At 27.3% G+C, this 25,920-nt stretch carries 28 protein-coding genes; 23 read left to right on the forward strand and 5 right to left on the reverse strand.

The window, feature by feature from the left end:
• The first annotated feature begins 129 nt into the window (after positions 1-129).
• From GFJ41_RS13915 to GFJ41_RS13990, 16 genes are all read left to right on the forward strand, one after another.
• Positions 130-444: a sigma factor-like helix-turn-helix DNA-binding protein gene (locus GFJ41_RS13915; RefSeq protein WP_170075652.1), complete on the forward strand. Its 315-nt coding sequence runs from the start codon at positions 130-132 to the stop codon at positions 442-444.
• Positions 444-803, forward strand: a complete 360-nt coding sequence (locus tag GFJ41_RS13920) for a hypothetical protein (protein WP_170075653.1) — start codon at positions 444-446, stop codon at positions 801-803. Before GFJ41_RS13915 ends, GFJ41_RS13920 begins: the two co-directional genes overlap by 1 nt.
• Before the next feature lie 192 nt (positions 804-995).
• Positions 996-1,361 (forward strand): hypothetical protein, encoded by a 366-nt coding sequence (locus GFJ41_RS13925; protein WP_170075654.1) that lies wholly within the window; start codon positions 996-998, stop codon positions 1,359-1,361.
• Between the two features lie 61 nt (positions 1,362-1,422).
• The gene (locus GFJ41_RS13930) at positions 1,423-1,845 is read left to right on the forward strand and encodes a phage tail tube protein (RefSeq protein WP_206001561.1); all 423 of its coding nucleotides are present in this window, start codon (positions 1,423-1,425) and stop codon (positions 1,843-1,845) included.
• Positions 1,846-1,904: 59 nt separating this feature from the next.
• On the forward strand, positions 1,905-2,186 hold the full coding sequence (locus tag GFJ41_RS13935; RefSeq protein ID WP_170075655.1) for a hypothetical protein: 282 nt from the start codon (positions 1,905-1,907) through the stop codon (positions 2,184-2,186).
• A gap of 92 nt (positions 2,187-2,278) precedes the next feature.
• Positions 2,279-2,518: a hypothetical protein gene (locus tag GFJ41_RS13940; protein ID WP_170075656.1), complete on the forward strand. Its 240-nt coding sequence runs from the start codon at positions 2,279-2,281 to the stop codon at positions 2,516-2,518.
• Between the two features lie 74 nt (positions 2,519-2,592).
• Positions 2,593-4,503, forward strand: coding sequence for a phage tail protein (locus tag GFJ41_RS13945; protein WP_170075657.1), 1,911 nt, complete (start codon positions 2,593-2,595; stop codon positions 4,501-4,503).
• Between the two features lie 25 nt (positions 4,504-4,528).
• On the forward strand, positions 4,529-6,343 hold the full coding sequence (locus tag GFJ41_RS13950; RefSeq protein ID WP_170075658.1) for a distal tail protein Dit: 1,815 nt from the start codon (positions 4,529-4,531) through the stop codon (positions 6,341-6,343).
• Positions 6,344-6,403: 60 nt separating this feature from the next.
• Positions 6,404-11,071, forward strand: a complete 4,668-nt coding sequence (locus GFJ41_RS13955; RefSeq protein WP_170075659.1) for a phage tail spike protein — start codon at positions 6,404-6,406, stop codon at positions 11,069-11,071.
• 19 nt (positions 11,072-11,090) lie between these two features.
• A complete protein-coding gene (locus GFJ41_RS13960) occupies positions 11,091-11,426 on the forward strand; it encodes a hypothetical protein (RefSeq protein ID WP_170075660.1) in 336 nt (111 codons plus the stop codon).
• A 32-nt stretch (positions 11,427-11,458) separates the two neighbouring features.
• Positions 11,459-11,833 (forward strand): hypothetical protein, encoded by a 375-nt coding sequence (locus GFJ41_RS13965; protein ID WP_170075661.1) that lies wholly within the window; start codon positions 11,459-11,461, stop codon positions 11,831-11,833.
• 77 nt (positions 11,834-11,910) lie between these two features.
• Positions 11,911-12,189 (forward strand): hypothetical protein, encoded by a 279-nt coding sequence (locus tag GFJ41_RS13970; protein WP_170075562.1) that lies wholly within the window; start codon positions 11,911-11,913, stop codon positions 12,187-12,189.
• Positions 12,190-12,430: 241 nt separating this feature from the next.
• Positions 12,431-12,952, forward strand: coding sequence for a sigma-70 family RNA polymerase sigma factor (locus tag GFJ41_RS13975; protein WP_170075662.1), 522 nt, complete (start codon positions 12,431-12,433; stop codon positions 12,950-12,952).
• Between the two features lie 110 nt (positions 12,953-13,062).
• Entirely contained in the window at positions 13,063-13,581 is a 519-nt protein-coding gene (locus GFJ41_RS13980) for an N-acetylmuramoyl-L-alanine amidase (protein ID WP_170075663.1), read from the forward strand.
• Positions 13,582-13,680: 99 nt separating this feature from the next.
• Positions 13,681-14,943: a DNA-binding response regulator gene (locus tag GFJ41_RS13985; RefSeq protein WP_206001562.1), complete on the forward strand. Its 1,263-nt coding sequence runs from the start codon at positions 13,681-13,683 to the stop codon at positions 14,941-14,943.
• A 109-nt stretch (positions 14,944-15,052) separates the two neighbouring features.
• The gene (locus GFJ41_RS13990; RefSeq protein WP_170075664.1) at positions 15,053-15,367 is read left to right on the forward strand and encodes a hypothetical protein; all 315 of its coding nucleotides are present in this window, start codon (positions 15,053-15,055) and stop codon (positions 15,365-15,367) included.
• A 21-nt stretch (positions 15,368-15,388) separates the two neighbouring features.
• Here GFJ41_RS13990 and GFJ41_RS13995 read toward each other — a convergent pair whose 3' ends face one another.
• From GFJ41_RS13995 to GFJ41_RS14005, 3 genes are all read right to left on the reverse strand, one after another.
• Entirely contained in the window at positions 15,389-15,880 is a 492-nt protein-coding gene (locus GFJ41_RS13995) for a YcxB family protein (RefSeq protein ID WP_170075665.1), read from the reverse strand.
• 48 nt (positions 15,881-15,928) lie between these two features.
• Positions 15,929-16,564, reverse strand: a complete 636-nt coding sequence (locus GFJ41_RS14000; RefSeq protein ID WP_170075666.1) for a hypothetical protein — start codon at positions 16,562-16,564, stop codon at positions 15,929-15,931.
• Between the two features lie 81 nt (positions 16,565-16,645).
• Positions 16,646-17,182, reverse strand: coding sequence for a hypothetical protein (locus GFJ41_RS14005; protein ID WP_170075667.1), 537 nt, complete (start codon positions 17,180-17,182; stop codon positions 16,646-16,648).
• Between the two features lie 823 nt (positions 17,183-18,005).
• Here GFJ41_RS14005 and GFJ41_RS14010 point away from each other — a divergent pair.
• The 7 genes from GFJ41_RS14010 (at position 18,006) to GFJ41_RS18890 (ending at position 23,853) form a co-directional block, all read left to right on the forward strand.
• Positions 18,006-18,701: an ATP-binding cassette domain-containing protein gene (locus tag GFJ41_RS14010; protein ID WP_035117281.1), complete on the forward strand. Its 696-nt coding sequence runs from the start codon at positions 18,006-18,008 to the stop codon at positions 18,699-18,701.
• Positions 18,702-19,343 carry a hypothetical protein gene (locus tag GFJ41_RS14015; protein WP_035117279.1) on the forward strand — a complete coding sequence of 214 codons (642 nt, stop codon included), beginning with the start codon at positions 18,702-18,704 and terminating at the stop codon, positions 19,341-19,343.
• Positions 19,344-19,352: 9 nt separating this feature from the next.
• Positions 19,353-20,534 (forward strand): metallopeptidase TldD-related protein, encoded by a 1,182-nt coding sequence (locus GFJ41_RS14020; RefSeq protein ID WP_170075668.1) that lies wholly within the window; start codon positions 19,353-19,355, stop codon positions 20,532-20,534.
• 73 nt (positions 20,535-20,607) lie between these two features.
• Positions 20,608-21,738 (forward strand): metallopeptidase TldD-related protein, encoded by a 1,131-nt coding sequence (locus tag GFJ41_RS14025; RefSeq protein WP_170075669.1) that lies wholly within the window; start codon positions 20,608-20,610, stop codon positions 21,736-21,738.
• A gap of 96 nt (positions 21,739-21,834) precedes the next feature.
• Positions 21,835-21,969: a hypothetical protein gene (locus GFJ41_RS18885; protein WP_263346502.1), complete on the forward strand. Its 135-nt coding sequence runs from the start codon at positions 21,835-21,837 to the stop codon at positions 21,967-21,969.
• A gap of 98 nt (positions 21,970-22,067) precedes the next feature.
• Positions 22,068-23,345 (forward strand): PqqD family peptide modification chaperone, encoded by a 1,278-nt coding sequence (locus GFJ41_RS14030; RefSeq protein WP_170075670.1) that lies wholly within the window; start codon positions 22,068-22,070, stop codon positions 23,343-23,345.
• Between the two features lie 385 nt (positions 23,346-23,730).
• Entirely contained in the window at positions 23,731-23,853 is a 123-nt protein-coding gene (locus GFJ41_RS18890; protein ID WP_257440349.1) for a hypothetical protein, read from the forward strand.
• Positions 23,854-23,912: 59 nt separating this feature from the next.
• Here the strand turns inward: GFJ41_RS18890 and GFJ41_RS14035 are convergent, their stop codons facing one another.
• Together GFJ41_RS14035 and GFJ41_RS14040 are read right to left on the reverse strand one after the other, a co-directional pair.
• Entirely contained in the window at positions 23,913-25,067 is a 1,155-nt protein-coding gene (locus tag GFJ41_RS14035) for a hypothetical protein (RefSeq protein ID WP_170075671.1), read from the reverse strand.
• A 209-nt stretch (positions 25,068-25,276) separates the two neighbouring features.
• Positions 25,277-25,573 carry a hypothetical protein gene (locus GFJ41_RS14040; protein ID WP_170075672.1) on the reverse strand — a complete coding sequence of 99 codons (297 nt, stop codon included), beginning with the start codon at positions 25,571-25,573 and terminating at the stop codon, positions 25,277-25,279.
• Positions 25,574-25,920: the final 347 nt, after the last annotated feature.

Genomic DNA, 25,920 nt, shown 5'->3' on the forward strand with positions numbered 1-25,920 from the left:
TTGTTGTTTAATATGAATGAAAAGAAAGAATGATTTTTTAAGCAATATTAAAAAACATTTGCTTACATTATGGTAGATGAAAATGCTTACGATATAGATAGAAAGGAATAATTTAAAATTAACATAAGTATGAGTAGAGAAATTAATTATACCGAAAAAGTTGTATTTAGTGCCTTAAAGCATATTCCATCAATAGAAGAACAAGTTTTTTATACATCAAATTTTTATATTGTAGATATGTTAGTTGATATGGAAATTTTATTAGAAAAAGCAAAACTTACAGATTATCAAAGAGAATTGTTTTCCCTTTATTATATTGATGGATACACATTACAGGAGATTGCAGATAAATATGGTCACTATAACCACAATACGCCAAGAGATACAATTAAAAGAATAAAGAAAAAAATTAATAAAGTTTTAGAACTTTGGGGTGAGATATAGTGTACAAATTTTTAAATAATATTAACTTAAAATATTTAAATAAAATAGAAAAATTAACTGATAAGGATGTATCTTTAGATGAAAAAAAACTATTTATTATAGATATAACAGAAGAATACTTTTGTGAGACTAATGAACTAATGCCAGAAACGTTACTTATAATTTTAGCAAATTGGTTTTTAGAATGTATATTAAAATCAAAAGATGTTGATAAGGTATCTAAGTCTGATTATCCTATATTATCTCATCATCAAATAAAAAGAAGAAATAACAAGCAATTATCAGTTCCGTATGAAACTTTAGATTATATAAATCAACCAAAATCAAAAAAAGTAAGATATAATACAGAACCAAAATAAAATAAAAAACTACTATCATTTTTTTATTGTAGCTGCACTAATAGGTGTAAAAGTATAAATTTTTTTACAAAATATTTTAATTTCTTTCATATCTGATAAAAATGGTTCAAATAGTATCTAAAAAGTAATCATTAAAAATGGTAATAAAAAATGACTATGCACAAATGTGCTTGTATAGGAGAAGAAATTTAAATGGATATATTAACCTTATGTAATTTAATAGGAGATATAACAGGAGTACAAATATATCCTGTCGAGTTTCCTAACATAGAATCATCAATATTAAGTAAGGTAGAACTTACAACAGCTATGTTAGAAAAAGGTGGATTATATGACTTTGACATTGAAATAGGAACAAAAGCAAATAATCCAAAGGACGCTGAAAGGCTGTCTATAGATATGATAAACAAACTTCATAGAAAAACTAATATAGAATATAATGCATATCAAGTTGTATTAATAACAGCTGATAGACCTTACCCAGAACACAAAGATACCTTGGAAGATGGTAAGCATTATTACACATGTAAATTTAGGATGTTAGTGTGTATTATGTAGGTTTGTTAAAAATATTCTACATATCAAAAAAATAAAACAAAAATAAAGAGGAGTGATTTAAATGGCTAAGAAAATAGCAGGCGTAGACGTATTATTAATGGTAGAGATAGGTGGACAAAAGGTTGCAATAGGTGGACAAAAAGGAGCTTCATTAACTAGAACAGCAGAAACTATAGATGTTACAGATAAAACATCTGGAGGATGGTCTGAAAGTATAATGGGACTAAAATCATGGTCTATAGAATGTGAAGGTTTAGTATCTTTAGGAGATCAAGGATTAGAGCATTTACATACATGTTTTGATAATGGAACATTAATAGATGTAATTATAAAAGTTGGTGGAAATGATGGATATTCTTATAAAGGTAAAGTTCTTATAACAGAATTCCCGGAAGAGTATGCACAAGATGATGCAGCTACATATTCGGCAACATTACAAGGAGCATCAGCTTTAGTGAGAGAAAATAATCAACCAGCTCAATAATAATTAAAATAGATAAATATTTAAACTAATATGAAAGATACGCATTGGAGGAAATTAAAATGAAAAAAGGAACATTAATAAAGTTAGATAGAGAAAGATATTTAAAATTCACATTAAACTCAGTTAGAATGTTAGAAAAAGAATACAATATATCATTAGATAAAATAGATGAAGATTTTTCGATGGAAAAAATTCAAATGTTACTTCATGTTGGTCTTTTAAAAGATGATCCAGAGTTATCTTTTGAAGAAGTTGGTGAATTAGTGGATATGTCAAATATGAAAATAGTTGTAGAAGCATTAACACAAGCTCTTGGGGGTTTACAGGGACAAAAAAACTAGGTAGCTGGTCAAATATATGTTACTGGGGATATGGAGTTTTTCATTTAAAACCATGTGAACTATATAATTTAGAGCCAGATGAGTTAATAGAAATGGTTGAGTCATATGTAGCTTATCGGGAAGATGACATTGATAATAAAATGCAAATATTAGCATGGCAAACTTCAATAATTATAAATTGCATGGGAACTTTAAAAAAGAAAGTAAAGCCAGAAGATTTATATAAACCAGATGATAAATCTGAACTATCTAACGATGCAAAATTTATAGGAAAAGATAAAAAAGCTGAGTTAGAGAGTGAACTTTTATCTATTTTTAAAATTAATAACTAAATTTTAAGACCATTGGGATAAAATATCCTAATGGTCTTTTCATATATAATTTTTTAGAAAAGGAGGGGGAAAATTTGAGTCAAGCATTAGGAAAATTTAAAACAGATTTTAAACAGATGGGAAAAGATGTATCAAGCACTTTAAGTACATCTTTTAAAGACCTTAAAAAATCTATAAAAGAAGTAAATACCGAAAGTGAAAATTTAGATAATACCTTATCTAATATAAAACCAGATTTTAGTTTTATAACAAAGCAGATTGGTGGGTTAAAGGGTACTTTAATAACAATGGGGTCAGACATTATAAGTTCACTTTTACCAACTCAAGAAATAACAAAGCAATTAGAAGAAGTTAAAGAAAAAATAATAACATTATTACAGCCAATAGCAGATAAAATAAGTGGTTTTGTTGGGGATGGTATGATAACGGCAAAAGATGCAATTCTTGATTTTTGTGATTCAGTATCAAATGCAATTAAAAAATTGTCTGAGTATAAATCAGAACTGGAAACAGTTGGACAGCTCTTAGCAATTTTAGCGGCAGGCATTGCAATATATACCATAGTTCTAAATCTAGCAACAATAATGACTACAGTTTTTAATACAGTAACAGGAATAGCAGCTATAGTAACCGGAGCATTTGCAGCAATAATTGCATTTATAACACATCCAATAGGACTTATAACTTTTGCAATAATGGCATTATTTTTAGTAATAAAGAATTGGGATTCAATTTCAGCATTTTTAGCAAATATATGGACTGGTATTTGTGAGATAGCAATGAGTGTTTGGACTGGTATAAGTGAGTTTTTAACTACATTATGGACTAGCGTTTGTGAAATGGCGATGACTATTTGGGCTGGTATTGGTGAATTTTTTACTACATTATGGACTGGTATTTGTGAGATAGCAATGAGTGTTTGGACTGGTATAAGTGAGTTTTTAACTACATTATGGACTAGCGTTTGTGAAATGGCGATGACTATTTGGGCTGGTATTGGTGAATTTTTTACTACATTATGGACTGGTATTTGTGAGATAGCAATGAGTGTTTGGACTGGTATAAGTGAGTTTTTAACTACATTATGGACTAGCATTTGTGAAATGGCGATGACTATTTGGGCTGGTATTGGTGAATTTTTTACTACATTATGGACTGGTATTTGTGAGATAGCAATGAGTGTTTGGACTGGTATAAGTGAGTTTTTAACTACATTATGGACTAGCATTTGTGAAATGGCGATGACTATTTGGGCTGGTATTAGTGAATTTTTTACTACACTATGGACTGGTATCTCTTCAATAGCCATAAGTATTTGGACTGGTATAAGTTCATTTTTATCAGGTATTTGGACTGGTATATCTTCAATAGCTATAGGAATATGGAGCGGTGTTTCTAGTTTCTTAATAGGTATATTTACTAATATATCAAACTTTATAAGCACATCATGGAATGGTATACAAAATATTGTTACTTCAGTTGGCTCTGCAATAGGAAGTGCAGTATCAAATGTATTTAATGGCATATCAACAACAGTACAAAGTGTAATGGATAAAGCCAAAAGTATAGTATCTGGAGCATTTGACTTTATAAAAGGAATATTTAACGCGGTACTAAAACCTAATATAAAGTTACCACATTTTGATATATCAGGTAAATTTTCATTAAATCCACTACAGGTACCTAAGTTAGGGATTAGTTGGTATCAAACTGGAGGTATATTCACAGGTGCTTCAGTAATAGGTGTTGGTGAAAATGGAGATGAAGCAGTTTTACCATTAAGTAACAAAAGAAGAATGAGACCTTTTGCAAATGCTGTTGCATCTATGATTACATTAGATAATACTTCAGGATCACAAAATAACAAAGGTGTAACTATAAATATTGATAATATGTCTGTCAGAAATGATATGGATATAAAGAAAATAGCAGATGAAATCAATAGATTATCTGCTAGAGAGAATAGAAAATTAGGGATAATATAAAAATTCTTAGATAAGGAGGAGAAAAATGCAAATAACCTATGGTGGAAATGATTTAACAAAATACTTTAAGGTAGTAGATGTAAGACGACAAATCTTACCTCAAAGAAAAAATTATACAAAAGAAATACCAAGTGTTAATGGAGAGTATTATAGTGGATATAAATATGGAATAAGAACTATAGAAGTAGATTTTGCTATTATTGGAGATAGCAAAGATGATTACTTTACTAAGTCAAGACAATTAGCATCTCTGACAGATGTAGTTATTCCTACTAAACTAGAATTTAGTGATGAGCCAGATAAATACTACTATGCAGTTGTGGATGGTAGTATAGATATAGATCAAATAATGAACTATGGTGCAGGTAAAATATCTTTTGTATGCCATGATCCAATAGCATATTCAAAAGAAGAGAAGATATTTGGTGCATCAGAAAATAATAAATTAACTATAGATAATAAAGGAACAGCATTCACTAGCCCATTAATAAATGTATCTTTTGGACAAGATGCTCACTTTTTACAATGTACATATTTTACTGGAGAAACAATATTATTAGGTACTAGGCCTGATGTAGATAAACCCAATGTATCACAATCTGATTTAGTATTAAACGAGCCTTGTGAGGTAACTACAGACTTTACAAGTGTAGGAAATGTATTAGATTCAGACAGAGAAGTTATGGGAAATTGCACAATAAATCAAGGTGGATATGGAGTTGTATGTGCAAATTATGGTTCATCTACAAATGGATGGCATGGAGGGGCATTAAAAAGAAGTATTGCCCCTAATGTAGAAGAATTTGAAATAGTTGCAATGATGGAACATGATTCAGGTGGAAAAATAGGTTATGGTTCAAATGCTACAGATAAACCTGCTAATAATTCAGTATACACTTGCACCGCTGAGCCATCTTTAAGAATAAGGAGAGATAGAACTACAAATAGTAGTAAAATTGGTTCTATACCAAAAGGAAAAGATGTAACTGTAACTGATATATCAAAGGGATGGGGAAAAGTTACTTATGGTGGAGTAACTGGATATTCTTGCATGGATTATTTAAGTTTAAAACCAACTAATAAAAATATTAATATGAATAGTTATAGTTCAGATGAAAGCCCTTCAACTGAAAATAGACTAGGCAGGATAGAGTTATATGGATTTGACTCTAATGGACAGAAATTATTTAAATTTGGATTAAAAGATTCAGAAGAATGGTTTGAATATACAGAGCCAGAGGTATATATAGGAAATAGTTTAGTACTATCAGATAATAAATCTGCCCCAAAACCAATAACTGAGAAAGTACAAGATGATAATAATAAAACCACAATAAAGGAAGTTGATAGTGGTAGATTTGGTGATTGGAATGATTTTTGTGGTAATTTTAAATTAAAAAGAACTAAATTATCAGATGGTAATTACCAGTGGTATGCGGAAGTTAATAAAGTTAAAGATGGAAAAGTCACAAACAGTATAAAAACTAATACATTATCAAGTGGTAATTACCCAAAAGGTTCCTTAAATCATGTAGTTATATGGTTTGGACAATATAAAGATGCAACAGTAGTCGACACTATGTGTTTAACTGATATTAAAGTAAGAAGACTTAATAAATTACCTAATGAACCTGTAAATCAAAAGATATTTAAAGCAGGAGAAGAGGTAATAATAGATTGCGCACAGAATAAGGTTTACTCTAAAGATAATGATTATATGCAGTATTTAGACATTGGTAGTGAATTTTTTGATGTTAGAGATGGAATATCTGAAATTAGATGTATATCAGATGATAAGAGTATAGATGTAGAGGCTTCAATTGTTGAAAAATGGTTGTAAAATTGCTAAAAAGAGAAAGGATTATATCCTTTCTCTTTTTAGTATAAAGGAGGTTGATTTATGTTATATATATTAAATAAACAGGAACAAATTATATCAACTTTATCTAACAAAGGAGATATGAATAAGGTAGTTCCTTATTTTGAAGATATTCATATAGAAGAGTTAGATACTGGAGTTGAAACTTTTGAGTTTAAAACAATATCTAACTCAAAGGCTTCAAACAGTATACAGGTAGGGAACTATGTAGCATTTAAGGATAAAGAGTATTATAAAATATTTCAAATTAGAGAAGTTAAAGAAGTTCATGCAGAGCAAGTTGAAAAGGCTGTATATTGTGAAAGTGCATGCTTAGAGTTATTAAATGAGGTAGTTAGACCAATGGAAATAAACTCGGCTAATTTAAATCAGTTTCTAAAAGCTATATTAAATGGAACTTCATGGTCAATAGGTATGCTAGATGCTGGTTTAAATAAAGTTATACCTGTGGATTTATCTGGTTATGACAATGTATATAAAGTTATACAAGATGTTGTTATTGGAGAATTTGGCGGAGAAATAAGGTTTAGAGTTGAGATAGCAAACAATAGAATTATTGCTAAATATATAGATGTATTTGCTAAAAGAGGAAGAGTAACTAAGCATAGATTTGAATATGGTGTAAATATGACTAGTGTAGAAAAGATTATAGATTCATCAGAGTTAGTTACTGCACTTATAGGTTTAGGCAAAAATGATATAACATTTAAAGAAGTTGAGTCTGATGATAAACCACAAAATCAAGACTTTATAATAAATGAAGATTCTTACAATAGATGGAACAATAAAGGTTCACATATAATGGGTGTATTTAATTGTGAAAGCGAATCACCACAAGAGTTACTAAGGTTAACAAGAGAAGAGCTAAAAAGAAGATGTAATCCTAAAATAACATATAACTTAGAAGTAGAGCTATTAGGAGAAGATGTAGATTTAGGAGATGAAGTATTTATAATAGATAATGAGTTTAATCCACCACTATATTTATCAGCACGAGTAAATAAACTAGAAAGATCTAAGACAGATAGTCAAAGTAATAGATGTACTTTGGCTAATTTTAAAGAGGTTAAATCTAGTATAACTAGTGAGATGAGAGCATTAGCAGATGGCTTAGAAGGAAAAGTAGATGATAAGATAAATCAAAAGTTTCCAATAGGAAATAATGATATCCAAAATGATGCTATAACATCAGATAAAATTAAAGATAATCAGGTATATGGTTCACATATATTTGCAAACCAAATAACAGCTGATCATATAGATGCTGATCAAATAAAGGCAAAACATATAGATACTGATGCAATAAAGTCAAAACATATAGATGCTGATCAAATAAAATCTGAGCATATTGATGCAAATCAAATAACAGCAAAACATTTGTCAAGTGATAGTATAAAGGCTGAGCATATTGATGCAAACCAAATAACAGCAAAACATTTAAGTGCAGGTTCAATCCTTGCAGGGTCAACAGTAATTGGACAGGGTGCAATTGGCTCAGCCCAAATATCAGAATTATCAGCAGATCAAATTTCAAGTGGAACAATAGATACTTCTAATATTAACATCCAAGGTAAAAATGGTATGTTAAACCTTAGAGGTAATAGGTTACAAGTTTTTACAGGTTCAGGAAATGAAAGATTTGAAAGAGTATCACTGGGTGATGTTAATAATGATGGTTCATACTATGGCTTATTAGTAAGGGGTTCTGATGGGAATACTGTTTTATTTGATGAAAAAGGTATTACTGAAAAAGGTATTACTGATGGATTAATTACAAATGAGCACATCAGCGGAGATACACAAATTGATGGTTCTAAATTAGACATATCTTCAGTTATAAGAGAAATAAACGATGATACTGAAAAGATAACAGGTCATGCTATATCAGTTGAAGGATCAACATTATCAGCAAAGCTTTCTCAAATTGAGAACAAACAAAATGATGATGGAAAGGTTATTGAAAATCATACAACACAAATAAAAGCAAATGAAAAGGCTATAAATTTAAAGGTTGATAGCCAAAAATATATTGAAGATAAAAATGCAATGGAAAGTAAACTTACTAAAAATACTTCAGACATATCACAATTAAATAATGAAATCAAGTTAAAGGTTGAACAAACTGATATAAACACGGCGATAGACAATCTACAAGTGGGTACATCTCAATTAGTACATGGTACACAGAATTTTATTATTAGTAATGATAGAACTAAAGGTTTTTTAAATTCAAATAGTTATGGAATAACATATTCAGATATGGATAAATGTTATGTAGCAAGTAAATCACAATCAGGCAAAACAAGTAATAATATTTTAAGTTTATATACATCTTACGTTCCTTGTAAAGTTGGGCAAACTTTCACTGTTTCAGCTGATATAAAGGTTGAAGATATTAATGCTTGGGATGTAAAAATACCATTTATTGTTGAAGGATATGATATTTCAAAATCAAGAATTGAAAATATAGATGTTAGTATAACACATGAAGATACAAATGCCCCTATTTTTATAAATAATGAGTGGGTAAGAATGACTTACACATATACTATTAAACAAGTAGCTACAAAATATTTTGGATTAAGATTATCATTATTTAGAAACGGTAATATTTCTTTTAAATTAGTTAAGATTGAAGAAGGAAATAAAGCAACATCATGGTCGCCAAGTCAACAAGATGTTACAACTGAAATATCAAATGTAAAGACTGAAGTAACAACAGATCTTAAAGGATTCAAGACTGAAGTATCTAAAAGTTATTATACAAAGAATGATGTTGATAACAAGGGATATCAAACTTCATCACAGGTTGAACAAAAAGTTGATACTTTAAAAATTAAATTTGAAGAAAGTGGTGGTTATAATTTACTAAAAAACTATTCTTTTTATAATAACTTAGCTTACTGGGACAATTGGGGATCATGTAAATATAACTTTGATACTCATGAGAATGGTAAAAAATACATAAGATTAGATCCATCAGCTAATAATCAAGGAATCTCTCAAACTGTTTATGGCCTAACCGTCGGCAAAAAATATACACTATCTTGCATGGTTGATTTTAACCCTAATTGTATTGGGGGTATTCAAGTTTATAATGGTGGAGAGTATCCTGCTGAAACCGGAATTAGTAATTCTGGTCAGTACGTTGAAAAATTAAAATTATCTTTTACAGCTAAAGATATCTATTGCATTGTACATGTTGGTGTCGGTGGATGGGGCAACTCATTTGGACCTATACGATTCTGGGATATTCAACTAGAAGAAGGTGAACTTTCAACTTCTGCTACCCCTAATCCCGATGAAGTTTACTCTGGGATAACTTCTATAGATAAAGATGGAATAACAGTTAGAAACTCTAATTCTAATACATACACTCAAATAGATTCTTCATCATTTTCTGTTAATGATAACAATGGTGGAACTGTAGCTGAGTTCTCAAGAAGTTCTAATATACCTAATCTTACATCTGGTACTATTAATGCTGAAAGAATATATGCTACTAATGTAGCAATGAAATCTTTAACAAATACTAATATGTTTACTGACTATTTTGTAAATGGTGCTACTGGTAATGATAATAATAATGGATTAAGTCAAAATAGTCCATTTAAAACAATAGATAAAGCCTTAAGTCTTATACCAGATATTATAAATACTCATTATAAAATTAATGTACAAAACTCTTTACCTGGATTTAATATAACTGGTAAATTTGGAGCTGGTGTTATAGAGCTAAACTTAGATGATAATGTTATATTTAATGAGCCATGTAGCATAGATGGGTGTACTTGTAAGATAAGAATAAATGATGTTTCTACAAATGGAAGAGCTACATTTAAAACTTTTTTAAATATATTTAGAAGTAGTTATGTTAAAATATACAACTGCACTTGGACTGGTGGAGGCAATAGTGGTGCTAATATACACGTCAATGAAGGAAGTTTTGTAATAGTTGATAATTGTGATTTGGGTCATACTTGGTGTGCTATATCTAATAGAGAATCAACTTTACATGTTAGAAATAATTATGGTTCAGAACTTGACTGGTATGTATCATGTGGTATGTATTCAAAGACTTATTTTAAATCTCAGCAAGCTGATTATGTTCCAGATGCTAAATTTGGCAACACTACTGGCAATGGTGATGATGGTACTGCTTATGTTCATTATGGTAATGTAAACTTTATTAAAAAACCATCTGCTGGATGGAATCCTATATATAAACCAACTCAAAGAGTATCTACATGGAATTTTAATAGTATATGGTCAGATGAAACATTAAATGGATGGGAAAATAAAAGTGAGCTTATTCAAGGATATTATTCTGGGTGGAATACTGGTAGATGGACTGGTTACATGCAAATGGCAGATGGCTTCTCTGAAATACGAAATGCTATATCAGGAGGAACTAACTTATCAGGAAGAATATATATTCAAAGAAGAACAAGTTCCGGTAATTCTACGGGCTCTAAATTATGTTTATATGCTTCTGATGGAACTACTATAACTACAAATACAAACATAGATCGTGGTGAAGGAGTATGGGTGAATTTAAATAACTCTATAATATCTAAAATTCAATCTGGAGCCATAAAATATTTCTATCTTAAGTCAGATAGCAATAATGCATCCACTTATTTCAAGTGTGAAGGTAATGCAAAAATAGAAATAACATATACTAAATAGAATGGGGAGATAAAATAATATGTTTGACAATATAAAAATAACTAAATCATATAAAATAAAAGATAGTAAAAATGAAGGTGATATTGAAATTTGTGCCTTTAATGCATACTTAGATATTTGCAGTGGAATAACTCAAGATTTGAATATAACATATCCTATATTATATAAAGAAAACAAAAAAGATATATTACAATCTTACAGAGAGTTTAGTTCAGAAGTAGATTCTATAGCTGCAGATATGGGTCTAGTACATAACGAAGAAATAAATAATTCAATGCTATATAATTTAAAACCTTTTACACAAGATTTTAAAATTATGATAAATACAGTTATTAAAGATATCATAAAACTTTAATACAAATATATTTAGAAAAAGGGAGAAATTCAATGTTTGATAATATAGAAATAAGAAAAGCATATAAAGTAAGAGATAATATAATGGGTAATGATATAGAGGTATGCACATTTAATGCGTATATAGATAAAAATAGTGGATTAGTTCAAAATATGAATATAATATATCCATTATTATACAAACAAAATAAAACAGAAATTCAAGAGGTATATAAATCATTTATTGCAGAGGCAGGAACTTTGGCAATAACTATGGAATTAGCTGATAAAATAAATGATGATGATCTTATGGAGTTTAATGATAAATCAATAAAATCAAATTTAAATGCAATATGTAAAGAGGTTATAGATGAAATAATAGCATCATTAAATAATATAACAATAAATGAAGTACCGTCTATTAGGTAGTACATAAATATATTATAAAAATAAATAAAAAAGACTAGTAGAACTACTAGTCTTTTTTTTCATATATGGAGAAAAAAATGATAGAAATAGAACGTATAATAACAAATTTAGGATTTCCGATAGCTATGTGTGTAGCTATTATATGGTACATTAAAGATTTTATTGACCATACTATTGACCAAATAAGATTAGATACAAAAGAAGACAAGCAAATTTTATTAGATGAGATTAAGCACAATAGGAAAGTAAATGAAAAATTGTTAATGACTAATGAGCTGTTAGCAAAAGAAATTACTGTAAAAATTGATAAAATTGGAGAAAAAATAGATAATATCTATTTTGATATCGGTAATTAAAGTTATATAAGGAATTGATAGATATGAAATTTTTTAATACAGGTCATACAGAGGTACAAGAACCTTAGGTCATTTAAATAAATTGTTCACTTTATACTCTCTTTTTTTAATGTAAATAGTTTTAAAACTCATAAATTGTATATTTTAAAAAAGATTTGGGAAAAATTGTAATTTAATGTTTACACTTTCTATAATTTCTACCTTATTAAATAACGAAATATTTTTTAAGGGGAAAGTAAAAATGGAAAATTTATATAATAATATAATTGATTTTAAACATGGTAATGCAGATGCAGTTGTCGAGATTATAAATATGTTTGATCCTTTGCTAAATAAATTAGCGAGGCAGAGTAGTTGTTGTGACATAAAATCAGAGTTAACCTTATTCATTATAGAGTTAATTAGCAAATTTCCTATTGGGAATAAAAATTTATCTTATGATAAATACATAATTTCATATATAAGTAAATCTATAAAGCATAAATACATACATCTTAATAAAAATGTGTGCAAACAAACTTTAAATGAGTCTCAACTTGATTTGAATATTTTAGAAAATAAAAAAGTTGAAAATAACCTAGATATGCTTTTCTTTAAAGAATTAATCAAATCTTTAACCCCAAAGGAACAAGAAGTCCTTACATTTAAATATGCCTTCAATTATTCAGATATAGAAATCTCAGATCTATTCAATATTTCAAGGCAATCTGTAAATAAAACTAAAACAAGAGCTTTAAACAAACTTAAATTAAAGCTCAACTAAAATATATAGATAGTATAGATACTCGATTACACTAATTTCCTAATTGGTTTATTTGTGTATATATACTAAATTAAATAAATTAAAATTCATCTAAAGGAGAATAAATAAATATGAAAATAGGCATAGACAAGGTACATTGCCTATCTGGATCAAATACAGGGGCTCAAGGTCTCGGAAGAAAAGAAGAGTATCTTACAAGAGAAGTTGGAAACTTAGTAGAAACGCTTATAAGACAACACGGTGTAGAAGTTGTAAATTGCACAGTAGATAAAGCTAGTAGCAATTCAGAGTCATTGAGCTTACGTGTAAAAAAGGCAAATAGTAATCACTGTAACTTATTTGTTTCAATACACTTTAATGCATCTGATGGAAGAGGGAATGGAACTGAAGTTTACATATATAGTAAATCCGATATAACTCATAGTATTGGTAATAAAGTGTGCTCAAATTTTGAAAAACTGGGTTATAAGAATAGGGGTGTAAAAACTAATCCAAATTTATATGTAATAAAGCATACCTCTATGCCTGCTATGCTTATTGAGTGTTGTTTCATAGATAATGACCATGATATGGATAGATATAACGCTGAAAAATTTGCAAATGCTATAGTAAATGCATTAGTTGATTAAAATTTAAGCATTATCGCTAAAAGGTAAGAGAAGTTATGTATTATATACTGAAACTCTCTTATCTTTTTTATATTTTATCAAAATAATGAGGGGATTTTTATGGAAGCAATTAAATTAAATACTGACTCTGAAATTAATATATATGACTCTAAAAAATACGTAAAAAAAATACATGGGAATAGTAATGGATATATGACAGTTGCTAGTAAAAATCCTAATTACAGTCAATGGCACTATAAGAAAGAGGAACTTTTAGATAAAACAGAAGAGATAGTAAATGGAATAAACGATTATATATCTCAAAATACTTTCTATAAGCCACAAAGAAGAATTGAAAATATAAAAGAGCTTAGAGCCGTTTACATAGATATAGATTGTTATAATTCAAAATATACTAAAGATGCAGTTCAATATTTTTTAGAACATGATTTATACGGATATAAAATACCGAGGCCAAACTATTTAATAGATAGTGGAAGAGGTCTTTATTACATAGTTTTAATTAAGCCAGTTCCAAGTATGGCGCTACCTTTATGGTACGCAGTTCAAAGATATTTATTTAATACTTTAAAAGAGTTTGGAGCAGATGCAAATGCACTTGATCCAACTAGGGTTTTAAGAATTGTCGGGACTATGAACTCAAAGAGTGGAACATCTGTAAAAGTTTTAGATGAATACGACTATGAATACTCATTAAGAGAAATTCAAGAAGGATATCTTCCTGAAATTAGCCCTAAGAAAACTAAATCAAAGGGCAGACCTAAAAAGATGGTAAGTCTTTTTACAGAGTATAGTCTTTATTATGCTAGATTGATGGATATATCAAAAATTTGTGAGCTTAGAAATTATGATGTAGAAGGTCATAGAGAAGTTATTTTATTTTTATATAGATATTATTCTGCATGTTTTACAGAGGATGCAGAAGAGGCACTTAGACGAGCATTAGAATTGAATTCTATGTTTACAAAGCCACTACCTAAGAATGAGGTTATTAGAGATACTAAATCAGCTACAAAAGCCTATGAAAATAAATTATATAAATATACAAACACAAAGTTAATTCAAATATTAGATATAACTTTATATGAGCAGCAGTATTTAAGAACTATTATATCAGGTAAAGAAAAGTATAGAAGAAGTGCAGAAGAACAAAAAGAAAAGAAAAAAGCTAAAAGAAGAAATGAAAATGGATTTACTAAAAGGGAACAAAGTAGGATTGACAATATCAATGTAGTAAAAGAATTATATGATAAAGGATATAAACAGGTACAAATAGTTAAAGAACTTGGATTAAGTAAGGGTAGAGTGTCACAAATTATAAAAGAGTTAAAATATAAAAAGTTTAATGAAACGTCCTCTTAGTATTGGGGGACTTTAGTCCTGTACCGCCCTTAGTTTCTAGCTAGTATGAAATATACTATAATATAAGTAACTATATAGTATTTTATTTTACATAAAGGGGTGTGAATTATTGAAAAACATTACAAAAACCACTTTAGCTATAGTTTTGTTGTTTATACTTATGCTAGGGTATAAAGTATCTAAATTTAACTTTAGCTCCTTAGAGGATCAAGAACCTCCTATCATAGAAGAAAGTGACAGTTTTAGTAATGCTCAAAAAATATTAGAGGACTATGGGTATAATTTAAAAGATGTTCAAGATAATGAAAAAATTCAAGATAATATGCCTGATTTAAAAACATACAGATATGAAAGAAAGAATGGAATTATATCTATATTAGCAAACGGAGATTATATTTACATGGTAAACTATTATGAAGAATAAAAATGGAAGGATTAATACTTTTTAAGTCATTAATCCTTCCATTTTTATTAGTAACTCATCTTTTTCTTTATTGTCTTTAAATACGCTAGTTGGTATCACCAAAAGTATTATATACTCTTCTCCAAATATGTAAATAGATTTATTATCTTCAACAACTTTATAAATTTGACTAAATAAAATTTCATTTCTATTATTTCCTTGCTCGCACAAAAAGCTATTATCATCTACTGTACAAGTTACTTCTTTAAATTCACCATATCTAGCTTTAACTTTCTTTTTTATTGATTTGAATAAGTGTTTTTTACTTCTAAATAATAGGATTAATATCAAAATCAACACTAAAGTATTTAAATAGGTCTCTATAGATAAAGAAGTTAGATAAAGTACTCTAAATCCATATACAATGTATATCATGCCTACAATACATAATAACTTTGGAAGTATATGAAATAGAAAAAAAAGATTTTTTCTTAGTCTAATCATAAGCTTGTATCCATTTACATACTCATCCATTGTGTTAATAAATTTAAACTCGATAATAAACACCTCCCCGGAGTATCTTTATTTTATTGCTTTAAAGTATTCGATAGATTGTATCTTATTATCATCATAATCATACAAAATCATTGGAAAAGGACTTTTCTTAGATACAGTCTTTTTATACTCTAAAAAAGCTATAAAAGTATCTTTATCTGTTTTATATTTAATAAGTTCATACTTCTCAAACTTAGTGTTATAAACTTCTTTTGCATTATCAGGTAAAATAGATTTAACTTTACTTATTGCTTCATCTTTAGTAAGTGATTTATCTAAATCATAGTATGAATATCCTAATAAAATTTGTCCATATTTTTCATTATTTATAGGTTTTAAATCTAAGAAAGTATAAACTTTTTGAGCAAATGCATTTTCAAACTCAAAAAAATAGTTTTCTTTTACATTCTTCCTTGCCAGTTTGTATGTTAAAACATTTTTATTTAGTACCTTATATCTTCTGTTAATTATTTTATTATCTATAGAAGGTGTGTCTGTCTGAGATTCTGATTTACTATTAAATAATTTAGATTTAAATGGTATATCATTTTCTATGCTTTTAGAAAGGTCAATATTTAATTGAATTCCTACAATAGCTATTACTAATACTATTGATAATGCCATGAAAATGCTTAATATCTCTTTATATTTTTTTAAAACCAAGTTTTTACACCTCCCCCCCATACTAAATGATTAAAAACTTAGCTAATTGTATCTTGTACTATAAGACATATAATAAAATGTCTATGATTTTACTTTTTCTTCTTTTTTATAAATTTTTTCGATTAAATTAAATTCATCCTGACTCATTTTACCTTTTAGATATATCGATTTTCCATTACTTTGGTTAAATGCATCTACATAAAATGTTAAATTATTTTCTATTATAATATTTGCAGGATAACATCCAGTTTTTTGTTTATTAGCATCCATAAAAATATATAACCAAAATCTATCTGTATTGTAAGTATTATCCCAGTATTGATCAAAACTGCTTTTTTCAATAGGTATAAGTTTGCCGTTGTTTAATATGTTTGTTATAGATTCAATATCTTTTTTATCTTTAGATGTTACTTTAATTTTAGCGTTTTCTAACTGAGTATAATTCATTGGAGATTTTTTTTCAGTCCACTTATCTATATCTAAAATTCTATAGAATTCTGGATTTATAAAAGATTCGTTAAATGTCTCTATATCTTCTTTTTTATTAAATCTCTTGTTAATAAATGAAAACACCAATAAACCTATTATTATACTTAATATTATCTTTTTTTTATTCATAAATAACCCTTTCAACATTATTTAATAATTGAAATGTTCTAATTATTAAATTGGTAATTTTTACCTATAAACCTGAATCTATAGTATCATTCATTTAAATGCTTATCCAGTAATTTCTTTAAAGTCATAATATTGAAAAAAGTTAAACTTGAAATACTTCTCTTATTATTTAAGTATCAAAGTATGTTTAAGGATAGGGGTTGAATAAAAATAGAAAATCTATAAGATATCATAATTGATTTTAACATTGTAAAAAAGTATTCTCGCCTACTAGTAGATCTCTAAGTTTTAGCATCAATTTCATTTTCTTTATTTGATATAGATTTATCTAAGAAAAGATAATAAATTCTTATTTAAAATTGGAATCAGCTACTAGAGCCCATATAAAGAATTTCTATGATTTTAAAGTTAATAAAAAATAAAATAAAAATTCTTAATTAATTATATAAATGAATTTATTTTAAACATTTTAATACCAATTATGCTATATAATGACAAGTTGTACTAAAAATAAGACTTTTAGATTTTTATATGTTATAAAATAAACAAAGAGTTTTAAAAATTAAATATAAAAGAGCTTTCCACCGATAATACAACATGTTTCTTATTACATGTACAATTTTGAATCAGTCCAATTCGAAAGCTTACATTTAGCTATTTCAACGTATTCATTGATACTAAAGACTATTTCTGTTTTTATAATAGTAAGAATATTTATTATAAAGTATCAATAAATAATTGTTTATTTTAAAACAATCAAATGCTGTTTTTATGTTTAATTAATTAAAAACTTATAATAATTTTATGAATTGTGGTGATAAAAATGATTGAAATTAATAATTTGGACTTTAAGTATAAGTCTAATGGAAATTTAATATTTAATGATTTAAATTTAAATTTCAAAAAAGGCGAAATGGTATCTATAATTGGTCACAATGGAGTAGGGAAAACTACATTACTAAATTTAATAAATGGATATTTAATTCCTAATAAAGGTCAAATTTGTATAGATAAATCCATAGCAAAAAAAAGATCGGAAATATTCTTTTTATTTGATAGTGGTGGTTTTTACAATGATATGACAGTAAAAGAAAACTTAAACTTCAAGAGATTAGCTCTTGGCCAAAAAACAAAATACAAATGGGATAATGATGAACTAATAGTTAAGTTTAAGATGAAGAAACATTTAAACAAATATTGCTATGAATTGTCATCAGGATTAAAAAAGAGATTATCTTTAATTTTAGGAATAATGTCAAATCCAACAATGATATTGCTAGATGAACCAACTAATGCAATAGATCCAGAAACTAAGGTTTTACTCAAAGGACTATTGATGGATTTAAAGAACAATGGAAAAACTATTATTTTAGTTACTCATGATCTACAATTTTCTTACGAGCTTTCGGATCGAACAATCATATTAAATGAAGGTGAAATAGTATGCGACGAGTATGTAAACTATGAATTTGATGATTTTCAAAAAAAATACTTTGAATATACAGAGGAGAATGAGTAAATGAATGCGATTATTTATAGAGAGTTAAAGTGTATTCTTAGACAAAAGAAGAACATCGTATTATCAATGATAATAATTATTCTTTTGCCAATGATCATAGGAGCAAAAAATTATAGTTTCATAAGCAAGGAAAGTATTATAGTCATGTTTTTAGCAATAATCCCTTCAACTATTTGCTTACAATTTTCTAACTATACTTTATTATGCGATAAAAAAGATAAAATGAATTTATATATATTGTCTAGTGATATAAATAAATATGTATATATGGGATGTAAAGTTCTGATACCAGTAATAGTCTCATTTTTATTTGACTTAATCTTGTTAGGATATGAAGTTCTTTTTATAAAAGATGTTCATACAATCAATGAAGTTCATTTATATCTAACTATAGGTTTATTAGCAGCATTATTAGCGTCATGTATAAGTTTTATGTTAATTTATATAGTTAAAGATGAAATGTATTATCAATTATATTGTGTTCTAAGCTTAATTGCTATATTGGTAATTATTATAACTATAGTTAACCCATACAAAAGTACATTCTACTTTATTTACTCAATAATTTTCACATCTATAATCATATTATTAGCGGTATCTAAGATTATAGACAAAAGAGTTACTAATAATATTAAGGGGTAGAGAGCAGATATGGTTTTTAAACAATATATACAAGAGTATTGTATAAAATATATAAATAATAAGGCAATATCATATTATTCTATAGACAAAGGATCCAGAAAAGAATATTCAAAAATAGAGGTTGTTAAGAATGAAGTTGTATATAAAGAGTCTAATTTGATTAACCCGTTAGCATTTTTAGAAAACCATATTAAAGAATTAGAAATGCTATTAAATTATTATAGTAAAGACATATGTAAATATAATGCAAGTATTGTTTGTTATATTAAAGATCACTTGGAAACAGTTACAATTAATGAGAATTTAGATAAAAGATACTATAATCTTTTAAGACTTGTCATAAAGGTAAATTCCAATATAAATATTATTTTTGAAGAGCCTATAAATATAAATGAAATTTCATTTATCAAAATAAAGGCTATGATAGATGACTTTTTTAAAGAAAATCACCACAAAGTAGTTGCAATATACAATAAGCAAAATCTATTAAAGATAGATAGTGTATTTAAAGAAGTAGAGCTAGCACCTATTTCAAGTGGATATTTCTGTCATGAAATAATAGGTCATCTTTTAGAAAATGATATTTTCAACATTAAAAGGGAACAAATTTCTAAAATGGAGTTTCCTAAGCAAATGACTGTAGTAGATGATATAGAAGGTCACCAACACAAAATAGGGTTAAATAAGCTAGACGATATTGGTAGAGAAATAAAACCATTAACTTTAATAGATTCTGGCAAGGTTAATGAAATAATTAGTATAGACAGTAAAGATAACTTAAGAAAAAGTGATTTATATGGGTTTGCTAGGAGTCAAAATTATCAGCATACACCTTTATCTAGAATGAGAATGACAATTTTAAAAGGAAATAAGTTGATAACTCCATTAAAAGGAGAGTATATCCATTTATCATCGATTATAAATGGAGAGTTTATACCTTCTAAATTTACATATAAATTGATAGGAGAGGGTTATATAAAATATAATCAAAATTCTATATTTTACATACCTAACTTAGAAATAGAAGGGAACATAGTAGATATATTAAATAATATATCTGAAATAGGCGATGATTTAACAATCTCATCAAGATTTTGTGTTAAAAAAAATCAAGTTGTAAGGGTAGGTATTGGAGCTCCAACAATCCATATAACTAATGTGAAGGTAAAAGGAGTAGGATATGAGCTGTAAAGATTTAATTTCGATATTAAGTAAAGATAATGATATTAAAAAATTTATTTGAACTAAAGTAAATTACTCTATTTTGGAAATTAAAGACATTGATGAAACACAAACTTGTTCAAAAAAAGAATTAAACTATCCGAATTTGATTATTCAATTAGATGAAGGAGTATACACAACTAATGCATCCTTTATAAGCAGTGAAGGAACTATTAATTATAAAAATTTAAAGAAGTTAAATATAAGCAATTTAAAAATTAATGAAAATCCAACTAGCTATTTAGACACACGTAGGCATATAGAAAATAAAACATTTAACTATGATGAATATAAGATATTAGATTGGCTAAGTAGAGAAAAAGAAATTATACGAAATAAAATCAATGAAGATTTCAATATAGGTTTTAAATTGATCTATAAACAAAAAATAAATAAAATATCTGAAAATAAGACATGTGTGAATACTATTATTTCTAAGGATAAGTTAACATGTGAAATATCGATATTTACAAGAAAAACTTATCGTTTTTATAATAATAAAAATATAAAATTATTTTCATCTATAGGAGATAAAATTTATAAAAATTTAATAAAAAATGATGAGAACTTGCAAGAAAAAGAATTGAAAGGCAAGTACATATTAGAAAATAATGTTGTAATTAAACTAATAAATATTATTTTAGAAAGCTTGTCTGGAGAAAGAGTATTAAGCGAACAATCAGCATTTAATGTCAATTTATTAAATAAAAAAGTATTTTCTTCTAAACTTAGTATATTTCAGCAAAAAATAAGCCCTTTAGATCTAGATGATGAAGGAATGCCTATATCAGATGGATACTTAATTAAGGATGGAACTTTAAAAAATTATATAGTTACCTTAGAACAAAGTATTATTTTGAATCAGACAGCATATGGAAACTGTGAAATAAATTCAGAAGGTAAATTACAATCAAAATATAGTTCACTTATAGTATCTACAGATGAAGTAGATGAATATAGTCAAAATATAATTCAAGATATCAAAATACTAGGAATTGATTTTCAAAATATGAACATATCTATTGTAGCGAATCATACGATTAATAAATCAAATTTTAAAAGTAAGATAACTACATTAAATTTAATAGAGTTTTTAAATTCAGCAAAAGAAATTAGAGGAACTAAATCAAGAGTTGATGATATATCAGTAGGAAATTTTATATATGAATTTTAGCGAATACACGTTAATAAGGAGGGGATAAAAATGTTATGACATTAAACAATTTTATCTAAAAAATTAAAAATTATCTAATACATAGGAGGTAACAAAATGGAAAAACCAATGTTATTTAAAGCAGAATTAGGAGTATGTATAGCTCAACCTGAATTAGCGGTTATAGGATTCACAGAAGGGTTAGCAGCTCTTACAGCAATATGTGGAGCTCTTGCAATTGTAGCAGGCTAAAAATAGGTGTCTTGAAATTAGAGGGTGATATATTGTAATGATGTATTACTCTCTACTAACTTCTTCAAAGGCAACTATTTTTATATATGGAGGAAAATATGTATATTTCACTAGTAGAAAATAATTATATAAAATTACAGCCAGACTGCAATTTTATATCAGTAGCAATAAAAGGAATTAGAAAAGAGTTCGGAATTAACCAAAGTGCTCAAGATATACTAGAATTATGTAATGGAACTAACTCTCAAGAAGATATTATTGATAAGTTATGTAAAAAGTATAATGAGAATTATGACACTGTAAAAAATTTTGTAAGTCAATTTATTTTGCAATTAGAAGATGGTAATGTAGTATCTTACAATAACAATAAGAATTTAACTCCTTGCAAGATAAAAGGAAGTAAACAATATTACACTCCAGAAGTTGTTGTTTTAGAGTTGACTCATAATTGCCCATTAAAATGTAAGCATTGTTATTTAAATGCAGGAGTTGGAGACTCAATGAATTATAAAACTTTAATGAACGTTTTGGAACAAATGATAGATCAAGGGGTTCAATGTTTTCAGCTAACAGGAGGAGAACCATTTTTATATGAGCATATAGATAAGGTTATAGATTATTTAGTTAGTAAAGAAGTAAAGGTTCAGGTAACGACAAGTGGATATATTTTAAATGATAAAATTTTAAAATGTATTGATAAGTTAGAAAATGTTAATGGACTTATACAAATTAGTATTGATGGATTTAATGAATCACATAACTTTATAAGAGGAAAATCAGATTCATTTGAAAAAACTATAAAATTCTTAGAAGTTATTAAAAATAAGAACGTTCAATTGGTTGTAGCTACTTGCATAGCCGAGCAAGATTTCAAGGAAATAGAAGAGTTATGCATCTACTTAAAGGATAAAGGCGTAGATTTACATAGAATTGGATGGGTGTCTGAACAAGGAAGAGCCAACGAAAATAATATTAAATCTAACTTTGGATCAAATGAAATACATTTATTTATAAAAGAACTAAAAGACAAATATGAAGATGGAAAATTTAAAGTGGGAGCATTTGAAGATCATAATTCTAATAACAACCTAAATTGTGGATTAGGATATAGGATTATAAAAGTTAATCCATCATTTAAATTATCTCCATGTCCTATGATTAGCAAAGAGATAGGAGATATAAATAATGAGTCATTAGAATCGATTTATATAAGAAATTCTAATATCTTTCCTAGCTTGAAAAGTGCAGAGGAGAAGTTGTGCAAAGGATGTGAACTTATTGATAAATGCAAAGATTGTATTGCAGAATCAATAGTTAACTATAAGAATGTAAATAAGTGCCATTGGTATTATTCTGAAGGCATTAAAATACCTTAGATTAAGGAGATACATATGAAAAAGGAAACCATGCTATATACCTTTAAAATTATAAGAATTGTTGTATTGGTGTATTTAATATTCCAGTACTATAACACTAAAGAGATTGAATACTTAATATTTTCAATTCCATTTTTTATAGGTATTTTTATAACTTATATACAAAAATTTAATAATATTAAAAAGTGTAAATGAATGGGTCTTATATTTAGATCCATTCATTTACACTTTTTTATTCATAGTATAATTTGTAGTATATAATATCTCATATATTAGATATTTGTAAGTTTATTTATGTTATAATAATAAATGGAAATTACAATCTAAGAGTGACTGTTTCTATACGAAGGATAAAACCTACTTCCAATAGGAAGGAGGTGGAAGTATGGAAATTTTAAGATTATTTTTAAACAATTCCGACGCTATATTTTTTAGCATAGTCGGATGTTTTATTTATGATAAATTAAAAAGTCACTCTAACGGCAATAAGAGTGACCTAAATAAATAGATATTTTATTTACATAGAAACTTCGCTCTATACCACTAGATTGTAGTTTCTTTTTTTTACTATTCTAGATTAGATATTCCATCATGTCCAGAGTAAAAAACTTCTCCAGTATACATATGAACGGCAAAAGCATCTCCTCCATCATATACAATTTGGTAGTAATCTCCTTCTAATGTGTTAATGACGCTACCAGTAGATTCAAATTCACGGAAATTTAGTTCTTTAAGTCTTTTATCACATAGAACAATCGCTTCCCTTTCTGATATCGTCTTTCTTTCTGTTGTATCTTCATTCTCTTTGATTGTAGGCTCAGAATCGCTAATACTTTTATTGTTTGCGATATGTGTATCAATATCTATCAATTTGCCTATATTGGCAGAGTCTTCATAGTATATTGATCCATCACTTTCTTTAACGCAGTATCTGTAATCAGCATCTATTCCATCTATCATGTAATACACATATATGTATCTAACTCCATTGTATTTACCGCCTGCAGGAATACTAGGTGTATTTTTTCCTAAAGTAAGATAGTCAGCATTTATAAAGCCTGATAACTTATCTTTGCATAATTGTAATGCTTTTTCTGATGATATAGTGTTTTCATCAGAACTTGTGCTAGTTTGAACTGATCCAAAAGTTTTAGTGAATAACTCTTTTGTTAATCCTAAATCATCCAAGTTTTGATCTTGAACATAATCAGGATTAACTTTAGCTATAGCTTTTTCACTCTCTTCTGTAGTTAGTATATTTAAACTTTTAGATAGCCTTGTAGGTGCATCATTTGATGACTCTGAAAGAGTTACAAATGTATCATTTGTTTTTTCTATTTTAAATTTAGATTTAATTATAATTTCAGGGGAACCATGTTCATTACTTTCAAGTTCAAATAAAGTAGCATTTGTATAAGTGGATGTTTTTTTAATTTTATTTACATCCGCTTCACATGGGTATAATGCTACTACTTCATCTTCATTGAAACAGGATACTGTACCTATTTTGCTATCAACGCTATCATCATATAAGTACTTACCTTCTAATAGTTTTGCTAATGTTTCTTCTTTATTTTTTGTAACCTCGCCAGTGTCTACTTCTTTTACAACCTCATCTTTAGTAATTTTTTTAGTTTTAGATATTGGCCTCAGAACTAGAGTACATCCAACTATTACAACAACTACTCCTAGTGCTATTAAAATTCCTTTTCTGCGATTCATTATAAATCCCCCGTTTCTTTTTATTGTGAAATTTAATTCACAAAAAAGTGACGTTTCGCAACCTTAAAAATAACTACAAAAGATATTATACATATATATTTTATCTAAATTTGTAATAATTTGTAGTCTGCAAATAAAAAAAATGCCTTGTTAAATTAACTAGAATTTAGCAAGACATTTTTTAAAAATAAATTAACTAAAATAGGATGTTATTGATTTATATTTTGTTTGCAATATTTACATATTGTAGCATCTTTTAATATACGTTCCTTACAATAAGGGCATGTAATTTCATTCTTGTATTTTGAGCATATTAAAAAAGTATAAATAAGTGCGACAGGCAGTGCTAATAAAAGACCTAGCAAAATACCGCATATACCACAAACTATAAGAGCTTGTGTAGCCATTTTTATTTGATCTTTATTTTTACCTATGCAATATGGTATTAATCCTGCTATGATACCTGCTAAACCTCCAACGATAACAGTTTGTAGAAAGTCCATCATAATTCCCTCCTTATACATATGAATTGTATGACGCAGCTTTTTTAAAAATACATGAGGACAAATTGTAATAAATCTCTAATGATATTTTGGAACCTTTTTATGGGCATGTGTATTAGGAGAATTAATCGTAAGTATCGCTGGTATAGTAATATCATCTAAAAAATTAAAAAAGTTAATTGTAAGACTTGCAAAATAGTTTATAGTTCTCTTTTTTAGCATAGTCTGATGTTTTATTTATGATAAATCAAAAAGTCACTCTAACGGCAATAAGAGTGACCTAAATAAATAGATATTTTATTTACATAGAAACTTCGCTCTATACCACTAGATTGTAGTTTCTTTTTTTT

It is taken from the genome of Paraclostridium dentum, from assembly GCF_012922555.1.
Lineage (GTDB): Bacteria > Bacillota > Clostridia > Peptostreptococcales > Peptostreptococcaceae > Paraclostridium > Paraclostridium dentum.

Coding starts and splice junctions, on each gene's coding strand:
- GFJ41_RS13915 (WP_170075652.1), top strand. CDS start 130: ATGAGTAGAGAAATTAATTATACCGAAAAAGTTGTATTTAGTGCCTTA.
- GFJ41_RS13925 (WP_170075654.1), top strand. CDS start 996: ATGGATATATTAACCTTATGTAATTTAATAGGAGATATAACAGGAGTA.
- GFJ41_RS13930 (WP_206001561.1), top strand. CDS start 1,423: ATGGCTAAGAAAATAGCAGGCGTAGACGTATTATTAATGGTAGAGATA.
- GFJ41_RS13935 (WP_170075655.1), top strand. CDS start 1,905: ATGAAAAAAGGAACATTAATAAAGTTAGATAGAGAAAGATATTTAAAA.
- GFJ41_RS13940 (WP_170075656.1), top strand. CDS start 2,279: ATGGTTGAGTCATATGTAGCTTATCGGGAAGATGACATTGATAATAAA.
- GFJ41_RS13950 (WP_170075658.1), top strand. CDS start 4,529: ATGCAAATAACCTATGGTGGAAATGATTTAACAAAATACTTTAAGGTA.
- GFJ41_RS13955 (WP_170075659.1), top strand. CDS start 6,404: ATGTTATATATATTAAATAAACAGGAACAAATTATATCAACTTTATCT.
- GFJ41_RS13960 (WP_170075660.1), top strand. CDS start 11,091: ATGTTTGACAATATAAAAATAACTAAATCATATAAAATAAAAGATAGT.
- GFJ41_RS13965 (WP_170075661.1), top strand. CDS start 11,459: ATGTTTGATAATATAGAAATAAGAAAAGCATATAAAGTAAGAGATAAT.
- GFJ41_RS13970 (WP_170075562.1), top strand. CDS start 11,911: ATGATAGAAATAGAACGTATAATAACAAATTTAGGATTTCCGATAGCT.
- GFJ41_RS13975 (WP_170075662.1), top strand. CDS start 12,431: ATGGAAAATTTATATAATAATATAATTGATTTTAAACATGGTAATGCA.
- GFJ41_RS13980 (WP_170075663.1), top strand. CDS start 13,063: ATGAAAATAGGCATAGACAAGGTACATTGCCTATCTGGATCAAATACA.
- GFJ41_RS13985 (WP_206001562.1), top strand. CDS start 13,681: ATGGAAGCAATTAAATTAAATACTGACTCTGAAATTAATATATATGAC.
- GFJ41_RS13995 (WP_170075665.1), bottom strand. CDS start 15,880: ATGGATGAGTATGTAAATGGATACAAGCTTATGATTAGACTAAGAAAA.
- GFJ41_RS14005 (WP_170075667.1), bottom strand. CDS start 17,182: ATGAATAAAAAAAAGATAATATTAAGTATAATAATAGGTTTATTGGTG.
- GFJ41_RS14010 (WP_035117281.1), top strand. CDS start 18,006: ATGATTGAAATTAATAATTTGGACTTTAAGTATAAGTCTAATGGAAAT.
- GFJ41_RS14015 (WP_035117279.1), top strand. CDS start 18,702: ATGAATGCGATTATTTATAGAGAGTTAAAGTGTATTCTTAGACAAAAG.
- GFJ41_RS14020 (WP_170075668.1), top strand. CDS start 19,353: ATGGTTTTTAAACAATATATACAAGAGTATTGTATAAAATATATAAAT.
- GFJ41_RS18885 (WP_263346502.1), top strand. CDS start 21,835: ATGGAAAAACCAATGTTATTTAAAGCAGAATTAGGAGTATGTATAGCT.
- GFJ41_RS14030 (WP_170075670.1), top strand. CDS start 22,068: ATGTATATTTCACTAGTAGAAAATAATTATATAAAATTACAGCCAGAC.
- GFJ41_RS18890 (WP_257440349.1), top strand. CDS start 23,731: ATGGAAATTTTAAGATTATTTTTAAACAATTCCGACGCTATATTTTTT.
- GFJ41_RS14035 (WP_170075671.1), bottom strand. CDS start 25,067: ATGAATCGCAGAAAAGGAATTTTAATAGCACTAGGAGTAGTTGTTGTA.
- GFJ41_RS14040 (WP_170075672.1), bottom strand. CDS start 25,573: ATGATGGACTTTCTACAAACTGTTATCGTTGGAGGTTTAGCAGGTATC.